The organism is Pseudomonas corrugata, from assembly GCF_001269905.1.
GTDB classification, from domain to species: domain Bacteria; phylum Pseudomonadota; class Gammaproteobacteria; order Pseudomonadales; family Pseudomonadaceae; genus Aquipseudomonas; species Aquipseudomonas corrugata.
This window is the reverse complement of sequence record NZ_LHVK01000015.1, coordinates 183,022-199,414: the sequence shown is the minus strand read 5'-3', so window position 1 is coordinate 199,414 and position 16,393 is coordinate 183,022. Positions and strand designations below refer to the sequence as shown.

Sequence of the window (16,393 nt, the reverse complement as noted above, 5' to 3'; positions counted from 1 at the left end):
CATTGCGGGCTTTTCTGTATCGGGTTGCAGCATCGGGGCTTACAGATCTTTGACGGTGCGAACCTGATCCTTGTTCACGCGGGTGTGCTTGCCGTCCAGTTGTTCGAACTCGTAGAAGCCAGTGTCTTCATCGTACTGGGGGGTGTCGACGGCCTGGATTTCGCGACCGTCATTCAAGGTAATCACTGTAGGCGATGCGCAACCGGCAAGAGTGGCGAGGCCCAGTGCGAGCATGAAAGTGGCGAGGGTCCGTTGTGTCATGGTACTTCTCCGAAAATGAATTCTTCAGGTTACTGACCTTCAGACGTATACATCTCACGCAAGTTCCTGGCTAGTGGCCTTTATGTCGCGTCAGCAGTTCCGGCGTGTTCAGGTTCGCCAGCCGGGGATCGTCGGCCGGACATTGCAATGCAATGGCGTGCAGTGTGCGCATGATACGGCCGGGGCTGCGTTCGCCTTCGCGCCAGGCCTCTTCGAACGCCGCCGCCAGGGCCAGTGGAATGACGCATAGCAGCGGTTCCCAATGTTCGCCGTGGCGCACCATCAGCGGCACGTGGGGATGCTGGCTGGCCATCGTGCGCATACTGTCGAGAAGACCGGAATCAATCTGCGGTACATCGCACGGCAGCACCAGCAGATACGGATGCCTTGCCACCTTTAGGCCGGCCCGGATGCCTGCCAGGGGGCCGGGATAATCGCCTTCATCGTCATGTACCAATCGATCGGCATACAGCGCATAACGTTCAGGGTTGCGGTTGCAGGAGATGATCAGGTCATCGCTCAATGCGCGGGTCTTGCGCTGGAGATGGACGATCAACGGCTCGCCCTGCCATTCCACCAGGCCTTTGTCCCGCCCACCCATGCGTTGTCCGCGGCCACCGGCCAACAGCAGGATGGAGCAGGGTGGCAGGGCAGTATTCGAGGTCATGGTGTGTCTCCGCACAGGCGAAAAAATGAAGCGCTGTGATATAACACCGGGCTGTTTCCCCTACAACTGGACGAGCTATGAAAGCCAAGGCTGATGTACCTTTCGTGCCGCTCAACATCGCGGTGCTGACTGTCAGTGATACCCGTACCCTGGAAACCGACACGTCCGGGCAGGTTTTCGTCGATCGGCTCTGTGCGGCCGGGCATAACCTGGCGGCGCGAGTCCTGCTCAAAGATGATCTGTACAAGATTCGGGCGCAAGTTGCGAGCTGGATTGCCGATGAGGTAGTGCAGGTGGTGCTGATCACCGGTGGCACCGGTTTTACCGGACGTGACAGCACCCCGGAAGCGGTCGCGTGCCTGCTGGACAAGCAGGTCGACGGTTTCGGTGAGTTGTTTCGGCAGATTTCCGTGGCCGACATCGGCACCTCCACCGTTCAGTCCCGAGCACTGGCGGGCCTGGCCAATGGCACGCTGGTGTGCTGTTTGCCGGGCTCTACCAACGCGGTGCGCACCGGTTGGGACGGGATTCTCGCCGAGCAACTGGATGCGCGGCACCGACCCTGCAACTTCGTGGCCCATCTGAAACAGGCGGCTCCTTGTGAATCCCGTGGGTAAACCTGGCAAGACCGGCGCTTTGATGGCTGTCGAAGTCGCATTGGAGCAACTGCTGGCAATGGCCGCGGCCACGCCGGTGACCCAGCACGAGCGCCTGCCGCTGGCTGAGGCGCAAGGGCGGGTGCTTGCGGAGGATCTGGTGTCGACCCTGGATCTGCCGCCGTGGCCCAACAGCGCCATGGACGGTTATGCATTGCGGCTGGCTGACTGGAAAGGTGAACCGCTGGCGGTCAGCCAGCGGATCTTCGCCGGGCAGGCTGCGCAACCGCTGGCTGTCGGGACCTGCGCGCGGATCTTTACGGGAGCGCCGGTTCCCGCCGGGGCCGACTGCGTGGAAATGCAGGAAAACGTCCTGGTTGAAAGCGACCAGCGAGTACGGTTTACCGAGTCCTTGTCCAACGGACAGAACATCCGCCCCCAAGGGCAGGAAACCACCGTTGGCGAACAGGTACTGGCTGCCGGCACTCGCCTGGGACCGATCGAATTGGGGCTGGCCGCATCCCTGGGCTGCGCGTCCCTGGATGTGATACGCAAGGTCCGGGTCGCGGTCCTGTCCACCGGTGATGAACTGGTCGAGCCCGGTCAGCCTCTGGGCCCCGGCCAGATCTATAACAGCAACCGCGTGCTGCTCTGTGGCTGGCTGCAGCGACTGGGTTGTGAAGTGGTTGACGCAGGTATCCTGCCGGACGACTTGTCGACTACCCGGACCCGCCTGGCCCAGCTGTCGGATGTTGATCTGATCCTGTCTACCGGTGGTGTATCGGTAGGGGAGGCGGATTTCCTGGGCGTGGTGCTACGCGAGGAAGGAGAGCTGACACTCTGGAAACTCGCCATCAAACCCGGGAAACCCCTGACGGTTGGGCACTTCCGTGGCGTGCCGGTCATAGGCTTGCCTGGAAATCCTGCCTCGACCCTGGTGACTTTTGCGTTGCTGGCCAGGCCTTACCTGCTGCGACGCCAAGGCGTTCAATCGGTGGTGCCGCTGAAGTTCAAGGTGGCGGCCGGGTTTGTCTGGTCCAAGGCAGGCAGTCGGCGAGAATACCTGCGAGGCCGTATGGAAAACGGCCGGGCAATCATCTACCGGAATCAGAGCTCCGGGGTTCTGCGCAGTGCGGCCTGGGCCGAAGGACTGGTAGAGGTGCTTGAGGGGCAGACGTTGGTCGAGGGTGATGAAGTGGGCTTCATCCCCTTGAGCGAACTTCTGGGCTAGTGACCTGCACGAAATAGCCACACAGGCCACTTATATCCCGTCTCGCAGATACAGACTTTTTGACGGCAGCTTTCACGGCAACAGACGCCATCGGAAATAAACTGTATTTGTGCGACGGGACACCACCTCTGCAGGCGGTGTATTCCGGCACAAGTCGATGTCCGATGCCTGCGTCCATCGCTTTATCGCGACAGCAGCGTCACCAGTTGATCGAAACGGCTGTTCGCGATCCAGCCCATAAGGCCGACGATCACTGCCGCCGCGCCGGCCGAGTAGGCAAGTCTGTGTCGGATTACCTTTACATCGGTACGGATTTCATCCATGTCTCGGCGGATGTACTTAAGGTGGGTTTCCAGTTCAACGACGCGCGGTTCCAAATCGACTCCTCCAACGGGATTGCTGCAACTTTTGCATTCGTTCTGAGCATCGGCCCGCTCGCCCCCGAGAGGTGCGAACTGTCGAGGCGACAGCTTGTATTCATGGCTATGCATGGGACGCTTCATCCCTTCGGCCACTATTGTTCGAACCACTGATCCGTACCCTGCGGGCCGTGACGTATCCATCCATGGGTTAGCACATCCTTGTGTAATAAGTGTTTTTTATCGGTCCAGCACAACAGAGTGCCAAGGTGTCTCAATACTGCTGGAGGGTCAATTGAGCTGTTTCGCCAAGTCTTGTAAGAAAACTCTTTGCGTGCGGAAACGTCGCTCCGATGCGCCGGCTGGCGGCTTAGCCGTGGACCAGGTATGGATATTTTCCGGTTAAATTGACGTGGCGAGGGCTTTTTCAGCCAAATGCGCGGTCCCAATCCCTGGAACCTTCCAACGACGGAGATAGGGATGAGCAAGGGCAAGGCGCTATTGATTCTGCATGGCAAGCAAGCGCTCAACGAAGAGGTTCGCGCCGCAGTGATGCTCAGGCGCAAGCAAGGCTGGGACCTGGCGGTCCGGTTGACCTGGGAGGCGGGCGATGCCCGGCGGTGTGTCGAAGAAGCGCTGGAGGCCGGTTATACGCGGCTGATTGCCGGTGGCGGTGATGGAACCTTGCGTGATATCGCCGAAACGCTGGCCCTCAAGCCCGGCGATGCCAGTCTGGTGTTGCTGCCCCTGGGCACCGCGAATGATTTTGCCCGGGCGATCGGGGTCCCGCTGGAGCCGGATCGTGCCCTGGATCTGCTGGACGTTGAACCGCACCCGATCGATCTGGGTGAGGTCGGCGGGCGGATTTTCCTCAACATGGCCACGGGCGGTTTCGGCAGCCAGGTCACGGCGAATACCTCCGAAGAGCTCAAGAAGGTACTGGGGGGCGCCGCTTACCTGTTTACCGGAATCACGCGTTTCAGTGAGTTGAGTGCGGCCTATGGCGAATTGCAGGGGCCCGGATTCAGTTGGCAGGGCGATCTGCTGGCGTTGGGCATCGGTAACGGCCGGCAGGCCGGAGGAGGCCATGAATTGTGTCCGCAGGCACTGGTCGATGACGGATTACTGGACATCAGTGTCCTGCCGGCCCCCCAGGAAGTGGTCAGCACGCTAAAGGACTTGCTGGCCGGTGGTCTGGGCATCGACAACATGTTCGTGCGTGCACGCTTGCCATGGGTGGAGATCAAGGTGGCCCAGGGCCTGGATATCAATCTGGATGGCGAACCCTTGCAGGTAGATGACCTGCGCTTCACAGTGCGTCCGAAAGCGCTGCGTGTACATTTGCCACCCGACTCGCCTTTGCTGGTCGCCTCGGCGCAGCTCAATCGTCCAGGCTGATAATCTGCTCACGCACAGCGAAAAGCACCAGGCCGGCCACGTCGTGGATCTGCAGGCGCTTCATGATCTGGGCCCGGTGGGTTTCCACGGTCTTGATGCTCAGGCTCAGGCCGTTGGCAATTTCGCGGGTGGATTTGCCTCGCACGATCAGCCGCAGTATTTCCAGCTGGCGTGCCGTCAGATTGTGGGTATGGGCAGGGGAGGGCGGATGCTTCTGCTGGGTGCGGGTCAGGGCCTGGTTGATCACGGTATGGGCGATGGCGGGACTCAGGTAGTGTTCATCGTTACGTAGTGCGTTCAGGGCGTGTTCCAGCTCAGTGGCCGTCGTATCCTTGAGCAGATATCCGTGGGCGCCGGATTCCAGCGCCTGCATGATCAGCGCCGGATCGGTATGCATCGACAGGATCAGTACCTTGCTGCGCGGCCGTGCCCGCTTGAGCTCGCGCAGGGCGTCCAGGCCGCTGGTGTTCTTCATGGAGATGTCCAGCAGCACTATATCGGGGTCCAGCCGTTCGACCAGCGCCAGCAGTTGGGTACCGTCACTGGCTTCACCGATGACGGCATAGTCGGGCAGGTCCATGATCAGTGCGCGCACGCCGGCGCGGATCAGTGAATGGTCATCTACCAGAAGCAAGTTACAAGTCAATGGAGAACCTTATTTTTATTGGCCCGTGCCAGGGCGCGAGGCGCCCAGGGAAAACGGGCTTCGATATGCGTGCCCTTGCCGGCTTCACTGGTGACTTCCAGCGTGCCGCCCAGCTGTTCGACTCGCTCTGACATGCCGGCCATGCCGCGTTGTCCTTCGCGAGCGGGGTGGGATGCGGGGGCGAAGCCATGACCGTCGTCGCGTATCAGCAGGAACAGGCCTTCTGGCAGGCGCTGCAGGCGTACCAGCAGATTATTCGCTTGGGCATGGCGCAAGACGTTGGTGACTGCTTCCTGAGTGATTCGAAAAGCGGCGACTGCCATTTCCTCCGGGATGCCCGTCATGCGCTGCTGGCAGTCGAGGCTCCATTTTACCGGGGTATTGGCCAATGTCTTGAGCAGGTGGGCGCGCAGGCTGGCTTCAAGCCCGAGGCTGGTCAACTGCCTCGGGTTGAGAATGGCCGATACATCGCGGACTTTGTTGAGGGTTTCGTCCAGGGTTTCGCCGAGTATCGAGCACTGCGCTTGCAGATCATCCGGCACTCGGCGCTTGAGCCACTCGCTCTGCAGTTTCGCCGCTGTCAGTAGCTGGCCGATGTCGTCATGCAGTTCGCGACTGAGCCGATGGCGCTCATTTTCCTGGACTTCGAGCAGCCGGTCGGCCAACTCCTGGGGTTGGAACTTGATGGACTTTCGCGACAACTGGTATTGGGTCCAGACACAGGCCAGGGCCGCAATATTCAATATCAGCAAGCCCAAGGGCAGTGTACGGGCGAACAGATAGATCAGCAGGCAGCCGAGAGTCGAGCAGGTACACAGAAACAGTGTGAACCGGCGGGCGTTTTCTCGGGATGGTGGCCAGGTGATGAATGACTTGAGGCTGGCGTACATGACGGATGGAGCCAATGAATGTTCGCTGCGGGCGAGCCGGTCAGCACAGGGGACGGCCCGGGTCGGTAAATGGTTCAGGTCGAGGCTGGCTTCAGATTGACGGTATTTCCTGTCGTCGTGTTGAAGCCTCTGACGCGAGACATAGTACCACTTCATCCATGGTTGGTCGCGCTCGGCATGGCGGCTTGAAAGCACCGTGGAGCACGCGCGTCGGGCTGGGCCCGCATCGCCGGTATCACGCTTGTTTCTGTGAATAGGTAAGCAGGCTCAGTGGAGGTGCTGCGGTCAATATCTCGCAGGGATTCTGGCCCACCTGGAGCGCAAATGCTTCGATCAACGAGGTCTGTTCGCTGTTGTCCAGGCCGAGCTGGCCGGTGGCAGGGTCGACCAATTCAAGTTGCCATGCCATCAGCGTGAAGCAGTCCTTCAATGCCTCCAGCGCCTGATCGTGCAATTCCATGTGGTTTTGCGCATGGCTGAGTAAGCCATGGATATGCAGAGAAAACTCCGAAACGGCTTCCAGCGCCAAGGCATTTGCCTTGTTTGCCAGCTTCAGCAGGGAGCTGAGCATGCAATCGATCGCGTCCTTGTCGTTGTTGATCAGTTGCAGGTGGCTCAGGCATTCCTCCGACTTGGCCAGAAGTGTCTCGGCTTCGGTCAGGAATTCGGGAAAGCGCTGGAGCCAATTCTTACGATCGTTCGGCATGCTTATCTCCACAACATCATGTCAGGCGAAAGGAAACCGCTTGAGGCGAACGACGGGACCGAGCGCTCGGCAACGAACGAACCTGCGTCGTTGCGCCCTTGCCTTGGGTAAGGACGAGCCTGCAAGCGATTGCACTGGCGGGATCGGCCGAAAGGCTGGAAGTCCGATGTCCTGCGGTCGCACACAAAGGCCTGACTCCGTTCAGCAATGAGAATGGCGTCACATTAATGGCTATTGGATATTGGGAATATCAGGTTGGACCTGATTGTACCTAGGGGAATCCCTTAGGCAGGGGAACCTTATGCGCAAAACGAGGTCGCGCGGCGGGGAGAACAAGCGGGGTGAAGGGTGAATGCAGTAAAGCATGATGTTAAGGTGATATCAATCCTGCGCGCAGCTATTTTGGTCAGGGGTCAAGATCCGCTTTGGGCGGCCGATAGCTGTTCTATTGGATTCATCCGAACAATCCCAGGAGTCATCGATGGCCAGCATTCTCGACACGGTAGATCAACGAACCCAGCTGGTGGGTGAGAATCGCCTGGAAATTCTCATGTTTCGCCTGGCGGGCCGGCAATTGTTCGCCATTAACGTTTTCAAGGTCCAGGAAGTGCTGCAACTGCCGAAGTTGACCCTGATGCCGCAACGCCATCCATTTGTCTGTGGCGTGGTCAACCTGCGAGGCCAGACGTTGCCGGTGATTGATCTGTCCCAGGCTATCGGCATGCGTCCACTGGTGCCGGGAGCCAACAGCACCATTATTGTGACTGAATACAATCGCTCGGTTCAGGCGTTCCTGGTGGGGGGGGTGGATCGCATCGTCAACATGAACTGGGAAGCGATCCTGCCGCCTCCGACCAGCGCCGGCCGTGAACACTACCTGACCGCCATCAGCAAGGTGGACGATCAGTTGGTGGAAATCATCGACGTGGAAAAAGTCCTGGCCGAAATCGTGCCGTACAATGCCAAGGTTTCCCGAGACAAACTCGAAGACCCGGTGCTGGAGCGTGCCCGTGGACGTGAAGTGTTGCTGGTGGACGACTCCAACGTCGCGCTGTCGCAACTGCGTGACACCCTGGGTCAGTTGGGCATAAAGATGCATATTGCCAGCGACGGATTGAAGGCCCTGAACATGCTCAAGGCCTGGGCCGACAGTGGTGAGGTGATGACCGATAAGCTGCTGATGATCTTCACTGACGCGGAAATGCCGGAAATGGATGGCTACCGCCTCACTACTGAAATCCGTAACGACCCGCGGTTGCGTGGGCTTTACGTGGTGTTGCATACCTCGTTGTCCGGCAGCTTCAACGACTCGATGGTCAAGAAGGTCGGCTGCGACAATTTCCTCTCCAAATTCCAGCCGGACAAACTGGTCGACGTGGTGCGCCAGCGACTGATGCTCGACTGAAGCCGATCGTGGTTTGCTTCGATGGCGGGCTCGTATATGGTGGCGTTTTTTCACCATCCGGGAGCTGACCATGTTGCGTCTGAGCGCGCTGTACCGTTATCCGTTGAAGTCCGGTAAGGGCCAGCCCCTGCAAGGGATTGGCCTGGACAAGCTCGGCCTGGACGGTGACCGACGCTGGATGCTGGTGGATGAAGCCAGTGGGCGCTTCCTGACCCAGCGGGCCGTGGCGAAGATGAGCCAGCTCTCGGCATTGTGGAATGAGGCGGGAGGTCTGACCCTCAGTGCGCCGGGCTACGGCAGTATCGACGTGCCGCTGCCCTCTGCCGGGGAAGAGCAGCGCCGCGGGGTGATTATCTGGCGCGATACCCTGCGCGTGCCGGATGCTGGTGACGAGGCGGGGGCCTGGGTCAGCGAATTCATCGGCAACGCCACGCGCCTGGTGCATGTGCCGGTGGAACTTGCACGTACCACGGCGGCCGGTTATGGCAAGGACGACGACAAGGTTGCCTTCGCCGACGGATTCCCGTTACTGCTGATCGGCCAGGACTCGCTGCAGGATCTGTCGAATCGGGTCGGTCGTCCGATGGAGATGCTGCGTTTTCGTCCCAACCTGGTGATCGAAGGCAGCCAGGCGTTTGCCGAGGATGGGTGGAAGCGCATCCGTATCGGCGATGTGGTGTTCCGGGTGGTCAAACCCTGCTCGCGTTGCATCATGACCACGGTGGACCCACAGACCGGCGAGCGCGATCCGGGCCGTGAACCTTTTGCCACTTTGCAGCAGTATCGTTCGACACCGGACGGTCCGATGTTCGGTCAGAACCTGGTCAATGACAGCAATGGCCGGCTTGAAGTCGGCATGCCGGTTGAAGTGCTCGAGTAAATCCTGCGCAGTCCTCTGTAGGAGCTGGCGAAGGCTGCGATCTTTTGATATTGGTCTTTTGCTAAAGACTCAACTGCCTGGGACAAGATCGCAGCCTCGTTGCACTCGACAGCTCCTACGGGCGGTGTTCACAGGTAGGCAGTGTCGACAGCTCTTACGCGCGGTATTCACACAGGTAGGCTGTGTCGACCGCCACCTTGAGCTGGAACTTGCTGTCGGCCGGTACCTTGAACTGGCTGCCGGCCGCGAAGGTTTCCCATTCGGTGGCGCCGGGCAGCTTCACGGTCAGGGCGCCGGACACAACGTGCATGATTTCCCGCTGGGCCGTGCCGAACTCGTATTCGCCTGGAGCCATGACGCCGATGGTCGCAGGGCCTTCAGCCGTACCGAATGCGATCGACTTGACGGTTCCGTCGAAGTACTCGTTGACTTTGAACATGGGCGATTCCTCAAAAAAGGGCTGAAAAAGGCCGGCCAGTATGCACAAGGCTTCGACACTCGTCATCTGTGGCGCAGACCGATCAATCCGCCAGCACCAGGGGCAATAACCTTGCCGTATTGCGCGCATCTTCCAGGGCGCGATGCTGTTGACCGGAAAACTGCAGGCCGGCCAGTTGTAACGCCCCGTTAAGTCCCAGAGGCCGATCGAGCCGACGGGCCTTGGCAAAGCGTTGCTTGAGATTCATGTGGGGTACGTGGGCAAGAACACTGTGCAAGTGTTGCTGCTGCCATTCCTGGAGCAACTGTTTGCGATCATAGTCGCCCCAACTGACCCAGCCCCCCAGGTTCGCGTGGTAGGGCGCCAGCCAGCGTTCGAACGCTGGCCAGACCTCGGAGATGGGCGCCGCGCTGTCGATGCTGGCTTGGGTGATGTGCGTCAGCTCGCGGCAAAAGGACGTGAGCAGCGGTCGTCTCAGGGGGCGCACGAAACGCTGGAAATGATCCAGCTCGCGCCCGTCACGGTTCACCAGCGTGGCGCCGATCTCGATAATTTCCATTTCGGCTACCGGCCAGCCACCTTCATCGGTGGTGGCCTCCAGATCAATCACCAGCCATTGAGGCATCGTGGGGTTCCCGGTGTCGGCGTGCAGATGGCTTTGAGCGTAGTCAAATGCGATACATTCGCCTAGTGGCCTGTACGGTTAATTCGAGTACTCAAATTCTGCCCGAGCGCTTGCCTGGGTGGCCGGCTCGGCTTAAATTGCCGGCGCCACGACGACTGCGGGAGAGAATGGGTGGACGAGCAAAAAGCCCTGACGGTGATGCATGAGCTGGTTGGCCTCGGACAATTGACCGACCCAGGCAGCGCTCGCGGCAAACTGCTCCAGACCGCCGCCCATCTGTTTCGCAACAAAGGCTTCGAACGCACCACGGTGCGCGACCTGGCGAGCGCCGTGGGCATTCAGTCCGGCAGCATTTTCCACCACTTCAAAAGCAAGGACGAGATCCTGCGGGCGGTGATGGAAGAAACCATCCGCTACAACACCGCCTTGATGCGTGCGGCACTGGCCGAGGCGGGCAGTGTGCGCGAACAAGTGCTTGCTCTGATCCGCTGTGAATTGCAGTCGATCATGGGCGGCACCGGCGAGGCAATGGCGGTATTGATCTATGAGTGGCGCTCGCTATCTCAGGAAGGGCAGCGGCAAGTGCTGGCATTGCGGAATATTTACGAAGACTTGTGGCTCGAAGTATTGGGTCGGGCCAAGGATGCCGGGTATATTCGCGCAGACGTGTTCATTACCCGGCGTTTTCTCACTGGAGCATTGTCCTGGACCACTACCTGGTTTCGCGCCGAGGGTTGCCTGAGCCTCGACCAACTGGCCGAGCAAGCGTTGATTCTGGTACTGGAACAAAAACAATAATCAAGCGGCCGCTTCAAGGGGTCGCAGAGCTGGCTAAGTGGTTGAAACCGCCTAGCTTGAATGTATGCATGGACTTTTGGGGAGTGGTGCCTTGACGTTTTCGCCGAAGAGGATGACCTCGCGTGTCTTGCTGGCTGCACTGGCTGTTTTCCTGATGGTGCCGGCCTCGGCGGCGCAACTGGTCAGGATCGGAGCTGCGCATTTTCCACCCTACACCGTGCGCCCGGAAAACGGCGTCGACACCGGCCTGCTTCCGCAGTTGGTCGAAGCCCTGAATCACTCCCAGACCGATTATCAGTTCGAACTGGTACCGACGTCGATTCCCCGCCGTTTCAATGATTTCAAGCAAGGCCGGGTCGATATGGCGATCTTCGAGAACCCCGACTGGGGCTGGAAGGATGTGCCTCATACCGCAGTGGACATGGGGCTGGAAGATGCGGAAGTCTTCGTCGCCCAACGTCAGCCGGATCGCCAGCAGAGCTACTTCTCCGACCTGAGGGGCAAACGCCTGGCGCTGTTCAGCGGCTACCACTACGCCTTTGCCGAGTTCAACGCCGACCCCAAGTTCCTGATTGGCCAATACAACGCCACGCTGACGTACTCCCACGACAGCAACCTGCTGATGGTCTTGCGGGGGCGGGCGGACATCGCCCTGGTGACCCGTTCGTACTTGAACGATTACGTGCTGCGCAACCCCGAGGTCGGTCCCCAGTTGCTGGTGTCCGAACGTATCGACCAGGTTTACCACCACTATGCACTGATCCGGCCACAGGCGCCGATTACCAGTGAAACGTTTGGACAATTGATGCAGAAGCTTCGGGATAACGGCCAACTGCTGGCGATTTTCAAGCCTTACCAGATTGAACTGGTGCCAACTCACGCTCATTGACCGCAGTCCCTGTTTCCCCTTCTTGCTCACGTCTCGCGAGGGACTTTGGTCATGGCTGTTTCCCCATCGACTGTTGTGAAATCTCACGCTATCGCCGGCAACCGGGTCGGTCTACTGTCAGACCTTACACGTGCCGGTCGCAACACGGATGGCCTGGCGATTGACGGCTTGTCGTACGGCACGTCAGTCTGGCCGGGTTTTTTACACGCAAACAAGGAGGTCATCGATGCCCTTTGCAACCCTTGACGGACAACCGCTTCACTACCTGGACCAGGGCCACGGCCCGGTGGTGGTACTGGGTAGCAGCTATTTGTGGGATCACGGCATGTGGGCACCGCAGATCGAAGCGTTGTCGCGGCATTACCGGGTGATCGCCCCGGACCTGTGGGGCCATGGTCAATCCGGGCGTTTGCCTGAGGGCACGACTTCCCTGGACGACCTGGCTCGCCAGGCCCTGGGGTTGATGGATCAGTTGGGTATCAATCGCTTCAGTCTGGTGGGGCTCTCGGTGGGCGGCATGTGGGGGGCACGGCTGGCGTTCATGGCTCCGGAGCGGCTCCAGGCGCTGGTGTTGATGGACACCTATGTGGGCGTCGAGCCGGAGCCGACGCGCCAGTATTACTTCTCGCTGTTCGACAAGATCGAAGCCAGTGGCAGCATTCCCGAACCGTTGCTGGACATTGTTGTGCCGATCTTCTTCCGACCAGGCATTGATCCGCAGTCGCCCCTGTACCGGCAATTGCGCACCGCACTGGCCGCGCTGCCGGCTGATCGTCTGCGCGACAGCATCGTGCCGTTGGGACGGATCATTTTCGGCCGGGACGATATCCTGCCGCGCCTGGGAGAGCTGGATGCCGGCAGTACTTGGGTGATGTGCGGTGACCAGGACAAACCACGGCCACCTTCCGAGTCTCTGGAAATGGCCGGGTTGATCGGTTGCCCCCATGCGCTGATCCCGGAGGCGGGGCACATTTCCAATCTGGAGAACCCAGGGTTCGTTACCGAGGCATTGCTTGAGTTTTTGCGTAGCTGATCCTCTGCAATCGCGAGCAGGCTCGCTCCCACATTGACCTGCCAAGCCCGCTGCCACAACGATTTCCAGGGTTGGTTATTTCGGTCCGAGGATCTTCACCAGTTTGTCCGGTGATGGAGCGCCTTGTTGCTGTTGCAGTTCGCCTTTGTCATCCATGTAGAAGATCGCCGGGGTGGCGGATAGCTCCAGCTCATCCATCAACTGCTGGTTGGCGTCAAGTTTGGCCTGAATGGTGGGCGGTATGTCTTTGAGGGGCTTGAGTGTGCTGCCCTTGCCGGATCTTTCATGGTCCTCCAGGGCTTTTTGCGGGTCCTTGGCCGCCAGCAGCGCGGCGGATTTCCCGGGGCTGTCTTCACGGATGATGCCCACCATGATGTGGCGCAACTGCACCTTGCCGGCCTTTACCCATGGCCGGGCCTGTTCCCAGAACATGTTGCAGTACGGGCAGTTGGGGTCACTGAACAGGTATACGGTGCGCGGTGCGTCCTTGTTGCCGTCGGCGATCCAGTTGCTCGCCTCCATTTTTGCCCATATTTCCTTGGCCATCGGTGCATAAACCAGTCTCTGCAGCGGCTCGGCGCTCAGGTCCTTGCCGTCGGCGTCGTACAGGTTGCCGAGCAGGACGTGTTGGCTGTCCGGGGTCAGGTACAGTGCCATGCCACGGTTCTGGTATTGCGCCGCGTAGCCGCGTAGCCCGTCCGGTGCCTCGAAGGTGCCGACGATCTTCGCGCCCTTGGCTTCGATTTTCTTGATGGCTGCTGGCAGTTCTTCGGCCTGTAGCAGCGGCGCTTGCGACAGCGCCGTGGCGACGGCCAGAGTCAGCAGGTGGCGGAGGCGGGGCATGGCGGTTTCCTTGTGGCGGTGTGGGGCGCCGTAGTTGAACCCGGCGTTTCGAAGTTTTCCAGGGCTCGGGCCAGGCTCGCCTCCGACAGTTCTCCCAGGTGACTACCCAGCAGTCGGCCGTCGGCGCTGTAGAACAGCGTCGTCGGCAGCGCCATGGAACCTACGGCCTGGCCGAGGCGACCGCTGCCGTCGAACAAGACGTTGTCCAGACTCAGGCCCTGGGTGGCGAGGTAGGTGCTGACGCTCTGCATGCTTTCGGCCTGGTTGACGAACAGGAAAGTCAGGTCCGGCCGCTGCTGTTGGGATTCTTCCAGTACTGGCATTTCGCGCCGGCATGGCGGGCACCAGGTGGCCCAGAGATTGATTACCAGGGGGCCGCCCTGATAGTCGGTAAGTTTCACGGTCTGTCCGTTGGCGTCGCGCAGTTCGATGTCCGGCAACCGGGTGCCCTGTTCATAGATCGTCAGTGCCATCGTCGCCACCAGCCAGAACAGCAGGCCGCTGCCGACGCCGAATCCCAATGGCCGGCGCAGGGCCGGTCGACGTCTGGCCCACAGTAACGTCCCGATCACCAGTGCCACGATGCCTGGCCAGGCCAGGAAGCCGCCGTCGCGCAAGTCGACGATCTGCCATGGATCGTTCTGGTAATGGTTCCAATAGGCGACGACAAAGCTGATCCGCGCGGCGATAAGCCCGATCAGGAACAGCACGAACAGCACCGACTCGGGGTTCTCGCCACCGCGCTTGGCCACTCGCCAGCCCACGAAGGTCGCCAGCGCCAGGGCACTGATCAGCAGCAGGTGGTTAAGGGCGATGGCGAAGGTGCCCAGGGTGAATGTCAGCATCAGTTCGTGTCCCGGGTACTGTTCCAGCGTTCCAGGAAGCCCTTGGCATCGACTTCCCCGGTGATGCGCTGGCTGCGGCGTTCTTCACCGTCGGCGCCGATCCACAGCAGGCTCGGCGGCCCGGGTACCTGATAACGCTTGAGCAGCTCGCGGCTGGCGGCGTTGTCTGCGGTCACGTCGAGGCGCAGCAGGCGGACGTCTTTCAAGGCGTTCAGCACCTCGGCTCGGCCAAACACCTGTTTTTCCATGATTTTGCAGGATACGCACCAGTCGGCGTAATAATCCACGAGCACCCATTGACCCTGGGCCTTGGCCGCGTCCAGTTCCTGTTGCAGAACGGCAGGTTCGCTGACCGTGACGAAGGCGTCGTGGACGCTGACGGTCGCGCCGCCCTGGGCGCCGGTGTAGACCTTCAGGGGCTGGAAGAAGTCGTCACTACCACCGGCAGCACCCACCAGCAGCACGCTGCCCCACAGGCCAAACAGCAGTGACGCGCTGCCGCAGGTGTAGGCCATGCGGCCGAACCCTTCGGTCTGGCGCCAGGCGCTGTAGGCGGCGATCAATAACAACATCCCCCACAACCCGACCCACAGCGAGCCGTCGATGACCGGACGGATCATCAGCAGCGCGGTGCCCAGAAACAGGAAGCCGAACACGCCCTTGACCAGGTCCATCCAGGCGCCGGGCTTGGGCAGGAAGCGATTGCCCACGGTCACCAGCAGCAACAGCGGCAGGCCGATGCCGACGCCCATGGCGAACAGGATCAGGCCGCCGTGCAGTGCATTGCCGCTCTGGGCGATATACAGCAGCGCACCGGCCAGCGGGGCGGTCATGCACGGACCCACCAGCAGACCGGACAGTGCGCCGAGAATCCCTGCGCCCACCAGGCTGCCGCCGCGGCGCTGACGCCCGGCATTCTCCAGGCGGTCGCGCAATGTAGTCGGCAGTTGCAATTCGAAGAAACCGAACATGGGCAGCGCCAGCACCACGAACACCGTGGCGAAGGTGCCCAGCAGCCAAGGCTGTTGCAGCAAGGCCTGAAGGTTGGCGCCCAGCAGCGCGGCCAGCACACCCATGGCGGCGTACACCAGGGCCATGCTGATCACGTAGCTGCCCGCCAGAGCCAGGCCGCGTCGAGCCCCGGCACCGCTGCCGACGACCAGGCCTGCGAGGATCGGCAACATAGGCAGGGAGCAGGGCGTAAACGCCAGCAACAGCCCCAGGCCGAAGAACACCAGCAGGCTCCAGCCCAATGCCCGTTGCTGCAGGCCGCTGGCCAGGGCCTGGTCCGGCGCTTCGCCGTTGACCACTGCAGGGCCACCGCCGCCCAGGTCGACCACCTGGGTCTGAGGTGGGTAGCACAGTCCTGCATCGGCGCAGCCTTGGAATCCCACTTTGATCTTGCCGGTGACGCCTGCCGGAACCTTCAGCTCCAGTGCCTGGCGATAGACCTGTTGGTCGCCGAAAAACTCATCACTGTGGGCTTCTCCCTCGGGGAGTTCAGGTTTCTGCGCGTTGGCAAGACCATCGAATTTGAGTCGCTGCCGATACAGATAGTACCCATCGGCGATTTGCCAGAAGAGCTGGGTTTCCCCGGAGTCCAGGCGTTCGGAAGTAAACACGAAGGCTTTTTCCACCGGCAGGAAATCGGGTTTGGTTTCGAAGGGGTTGGCCGCCTGGGCCAGGCCCGAAATCAGCAGCAGCCACAGCAAAAACAATCGACGCATGGATAAAGCCTTAGAACGAAGCAAGTGGAAAGCACGATGGCGCCTGGCGATTAACCGTCGATTAAACGGCGAGGGCCGGTTTGCCGCAATGATCGCCCATGTTTGCCGCACTCGTCGCATAATGTCGGCTTAATCGGCCGGCGGCCTAATGTACC

The 16,393-nt window shown here is 60.4% G+C and carries 19 protein-coding genes; 8 read left to right on the top strand and 11 right to left on the bottom strand.

Annotation, left to right across the window (positions count from 1 at the left end; genetic code table 11):
• Positions 1–39: 39 nt before the first annotated feature.
• Together AD665_RS21060 and mobA are read right to left on the bottom strand one after the other, a co-directional pair.
• Positions 40–261: a YgdI/YgdR family lipoprotein gene (locus AD665_RS21060; protein WP_024776721.1), complete on the bottom strand. Its 222-nt coding sequence runs from the start codon at positions 259–261 to the stop codon at positions 40–42.
• A gap of 70 nt (positions 262–331) precedes the next feature.
• Entirely contained in the window at positions 332–928 is a 597-nt protein-coding gene (gene mobA / locus AD665_RS21055) for a molybdenum cofactor guanylyltransferase MobA (RefSeq protein WP_024776722.1), read from the bottom strand.
• 77 nt (positions 929–1,005) lie between these two features.
• Here mobA and moaB point away from each other — a divergent pair, with 77 nt between their 5' ends.
• Together moaB and AD665_RS21045 are read left to right on the top strand one after the other, a co-directional pair.
• Entirely contained in the window at positions 1,006–1,545 is a 540-nt protein-coding gene (gene moaB / locus AD665_RS21050) for a molybdenum cofactor biosynthesis protein B (RefSeq protein WP_024776723.1), read from the top strand.
• 22 nt (positions 1,546–1,567) lie between these two features.
• Positions 1,568–2,755: a molybdopterin molybdotransferase MoeA gene (locus AD665_RS21045; RefSeq protein WP_162164401.1), complete on the top strand. Its 1,188-nt coding sequence runs from the start codon at positions 1,568–1,570 to the stop codon at positions 2,753–2,755.
• 182 nt (positions 2,756–2,937) lie between these two features.
• Here AD665_RS21045 and AD665_RS27925 read toward each other — a convergent pair whose 3' ends face one another.
• Positions 2,938–3,246: a hypothetical protein gene (locus AD665_RS27925; protein WP_024776725.1), complete on the bottom strand. Its 309-nt coding sequence runs from the start codon at positions 3,244–3,246 to the stop codon at positions 2,938–2,940.
• A 348-nt stretch (positions 3,247–3,594) separates the two neighbouring features.
• Here AD665_RS27925 and yegS point away from each other — a divergent pair, with 348 nt between their 5' ends.
• Positions 3,595–4,512: a lipid kinase YegS gene (gene yegS / locus AD665_RS21035; RefSeq protein WP_024776726.1), complete on the top strand. Its 918-nt coding sequence runs from the start codon at positions 3,595–3,597 to the stop codon at positions 4,510–4,512.
• On the opposite strand, the gene AD665_RS21030 is transcribed toward yegS, so the two are convergent.
• The 3 genes from AD665_RS21030 to AD665_RS21020 all read right to left on the bottom strand — a co-directional run bounded on the left by AD665_RS21030 (position 4,496) and on the right by AD665_RS21020 (position 6,754).
• Positions 4,496–5,158, bottom strand: a complete 663-nt coding sequence (locus tag AD665_RS21030) for a response regulator transcription factor (RefSeq protein ID WP_024776727.1) — start codon at positions 5,156–5,158, stop codon at positions 4,496–4,498. The two genes, yegS and AD665_RS21030, sit on opposite strands and share 17 nt — an antisense overlap.
• The gene (locus tag AD665_RS21025) at positions 5,155–6,048 is read right to left on the bottom strand and encodes a sensor histidine kinase (protein WP_024776728.1); all 894 of its coding nucleotides are present in this window, start codon (positions 6,046–6,048) and stop codon (positions 5,155–5,157) included. Before AD665_RS21025 ends, AD665_RS21030 begins: the two co-directional genes overlap by 4 nt.
• 235 nt (positions 6,049–6,283) lie before the next feature.
• Positions 6,284–6,754: a hypothetical protein gene (locus AD665_RS21020; protein WP_024776729.1), complete on the bottom strand. Its 471-nt coding sequence runs from the start codon at positions 6,752–6,754 to the stop codon at positions 6,284–6,286.
• Between the two features lie 481 nt (positions 6,755–7,235).
• Between AD665_RS21020 and AD665_RS21015 the strand changes: the two genes are divergently transcribed.
• Positions 7,236–8,159, top strand: a complete 924-nt coding sequence (locus tag AD665_RS21015; protein ID WP_024776730.1) for a chemotaxis protein CheV — start codon at positions 7,236–7,238, stop codon at positions 8,157–8,159.
• A 70-nt stretch (positions 8,160–8,229) separates the two neighbouring features.
• Positions 8,230–9,039 carry an MOSC domain-containing protein gene (locus AD665_RS21010; protein WP_053193551.1) on the top strand — a complete coding sequence of 270 codons (810 nt, stop codon included), beginning with the start codon at positions 8,230–8,232 and terminating at the stop codon, positions 9,037–9,039.
• Between the two features lie 154 nt (positions 9,040–9,193).
• Here AD665_RS21010 and ppnP read toward each other — a convergent pair whose 3' ends face one another.
• Both ppnP and AD665_RS21000 read right to left on the bottom strand, forming a co-directional pair.
• On the bottom strand, positions 9,194–9,478 hold the full coding sequence (ppnP, locus tag AD665_RS21005; protein WP_024776732.1) for a pyrimidine/purine nucleoside phosphorylase: 285 nt from the start codon (positions 9,476–9,478) through the stop codon (positions 9,194–9,196).
• An 82-nt stretch (positions 9,479–9,560) separates the two neighbouring features.
• Positions 9,561–10,103 carry a 3'-5' exonuclease gene (locus AD665_RS21000; RefSeq protein WP_024776733.1) on the bottom strand — a complete coding sequence of 181 codons (543 nt, stop codon included), beginning with the start codon at positions 10,101–10,103 and terminating at the stop codon, positions 9,561–9,563.
• A 171-nt stretch (positions 10,104–10,274) separates the two neighbouring features.
• Here AD665_RS21000 and AD665_RS20995 point away from each other — a divergent pair, with 171 nt between their 5' ends.
• From AD665_RS20995 to AD665_RS20985, 3 genes are all read left to right on the top strand, one after another.
• Positions 10,275–10,901 (top strand): TetR/AcrR family transcriptional regulator, encoded by a 627-nt coding sequence (locus AD665_RS20995; protein ID WP_024776734.1) that lies wholly within the window; start codon positions 10,275–10,277, stop codon positions 10,899–10,901.
• Positions 10,902–11,013: 112 nt separating this feature from the next.
• Complete coding sequence (locus tag AD665_RS20990; RefSeq protein ID WP_053193548.1) at positions 11,014–11,790, top strand: substrate-binding periplasmic protein; 777 nt, start codon at positions 11,014–11,016, stop codon at positions 11,788–11,790.
• 226 nt (positions 11,791–12,016) lie between these two features.
• Positions 12,017–12,823, top strand: coding sequence for an alpha/beta fold hydrolase (locus AD665_RS20985; RefSeq protein ID WP_053193545.1), 807 nt, complete (start codon positions 12,017–12,019; stop codon positions 12,821–12,823).
• A gap of 75 nt (positions 12,824–12,898) precedes the next feature.
• On the opposite strand, the gene dsbG is transcribed toward AD665_RS20985, so the two are convergent.
• The 3 genes from dsbG to dsbD are packed head-to-tail and all read right to left on the bottom strand — an operon-like array spanning position 12,899 to position 16,238.
• Positions 12,899–13,666 (bottom strand): thiol:disulfide interchange protein DsbG, encoded by a 768-nt coding sequence (gene dsbG / locus AD665_RS20980; RefSeq protein ID WP_053193542.1) that lies wholly within the window; start codon positions 13,664–13,666, stop codon positions 12,899–12,901.
• Entirely contained in the window at positions 13,642–14,511 is an 870-nt protein-coding gene (locus AD665_RS20975) for a TlpA disulfide reductase family protein (RefSeq protein WP_024776738.1), read from the bottom strand. Before AD665_RS20975 ends, dsbG begins: the two co-directional genes overlap by 25 nt.
• A complete protein-coding gene (gene dsbD, locus AD665_RS20970) occupies positions 14,511–16,238 on the bottom strand; it encodes a protein-disulfide reductase DsbD (RefSeq protein ID WP_053193538.1) in 1,728 nt (575 codons plus the stop codon). Before dsbD ends, AD665_RS20975 begins: the two co-directional genes overlap by 1 nt.
• Between the last annotated feature and the right edge of the window lie 155 nt (positions 16,239–16,393).

Coding starts and splice junctions, on each gene's coding strand:
- AD665_RS21060 (WP_024776721.1), bottom strand. CDS start 261: ATGACACAACGGACCCTCGCCACTTTCATGCTCGCACTGGGCCTCGCC.
- mobA (WP_024776722.1), bottom strand. CDS start 928: ATGACCTCGAATACTGCCCTGCCACCCTGCTCCATCCTGCTGTTGGCC.
- moaB (WP_024776723.1), top strand. CDS start 1,006: ATGAAAGCCAAGGCTGATGTACCTTTCGTGCCGCTCAACATCGCGGTG.
- AD665_RS21045 (WP_162164401.1), top strand. CDS start 1,568: ATGGCTGTCGAAGTCGCATTGGAGCAACTGCTGGCAATGGCCGCGGCC.
- AD665_RS27925 (WP_024776725.1), bottom strand. CDS start 3,246: ATGCATAGCCATGAATACAAGCTGTCGCCTCGACAGTTCGCACCTCTC.
- yegS (WP_024776726.1), top strand. CDS start 3,595: ATGAGCAAGGGCAAGGCGCTATTGATTCTGCATGGCAAGCAAGCGCTC.
- AD665_RS21025 (WP_024776728.1), bottom strand. CDS start 6,048: ATGTACGCCAGCCTCAAGTCATTCATCACCTGGCCACCATCCCGAGAA.
- AD665_RS21020 (WP_024776729.1), bottom strand. CDS start 6,754: ATGCCGAACGATCGTAAGAATTGGCTCCAGCGCTTTCCCGAATTCCTG.
- AD665_RS21015 (WP_024776730.1), top strand. CDS start 7,236: ATGGCCAGCATTCTCGACACGGTAGATCAACGAACCCAGCTGGTGGGT.
- AD665_RS21010 (WP_053193551.1), top strand. CDS start 8,230: ATGTTGCGTCTGAGCGCGCTGTACCGTTATCCGTTGAAGTCCGGTAAG.
- ppnP (WP_024776732.1), bottom strand. CDS start 9,478: ATGTTCAAAGTCAACGAGTACTTCGACGGAACCGTCAAGTCGATCGCA.
- AD665_RS21000 (WP_024776733.1), bottom strand. CDS start 10,103: ATGCCTCAATGGCTGGTGATTGATCTGGAGGCCACCACCGATGAAGGT.
- AD665_RS20990 (WP_053193548.1), top strand. CDS start 11,014: ATGACCTCGCGTGTCTTGCTGGCTGCACTGGCTGTTTTCCTGATGGTG.
- AD665_RS20985 (WP_053193545.1), top strand. CDS start 12,017: ATGCCCTTTGCAACCCTTGACGGACAACCGCTTCACTACCTGGACCAG.
- dsbG (WP_053193542.1), bottom strand. CDS start 13,666: ATGCCCCGCCTCCGCCACCTGCTGACTCTGGCCGTCGCCACGGCGCTG.
- AD665_RS20975 (WP_024776738.1), bottom strand. CDS start 14,511: ATGCTGACATTCACCCTGGGCACCTTCGCCATCGCCCTTAACCACCTG.
- dsbD (WP_053193538.1), bottom strand. CDS start 16,238: ATGCGTCGATTGTTTTTGCTGTGGCTGCTGCTGATTTCGGGCCTGGCC.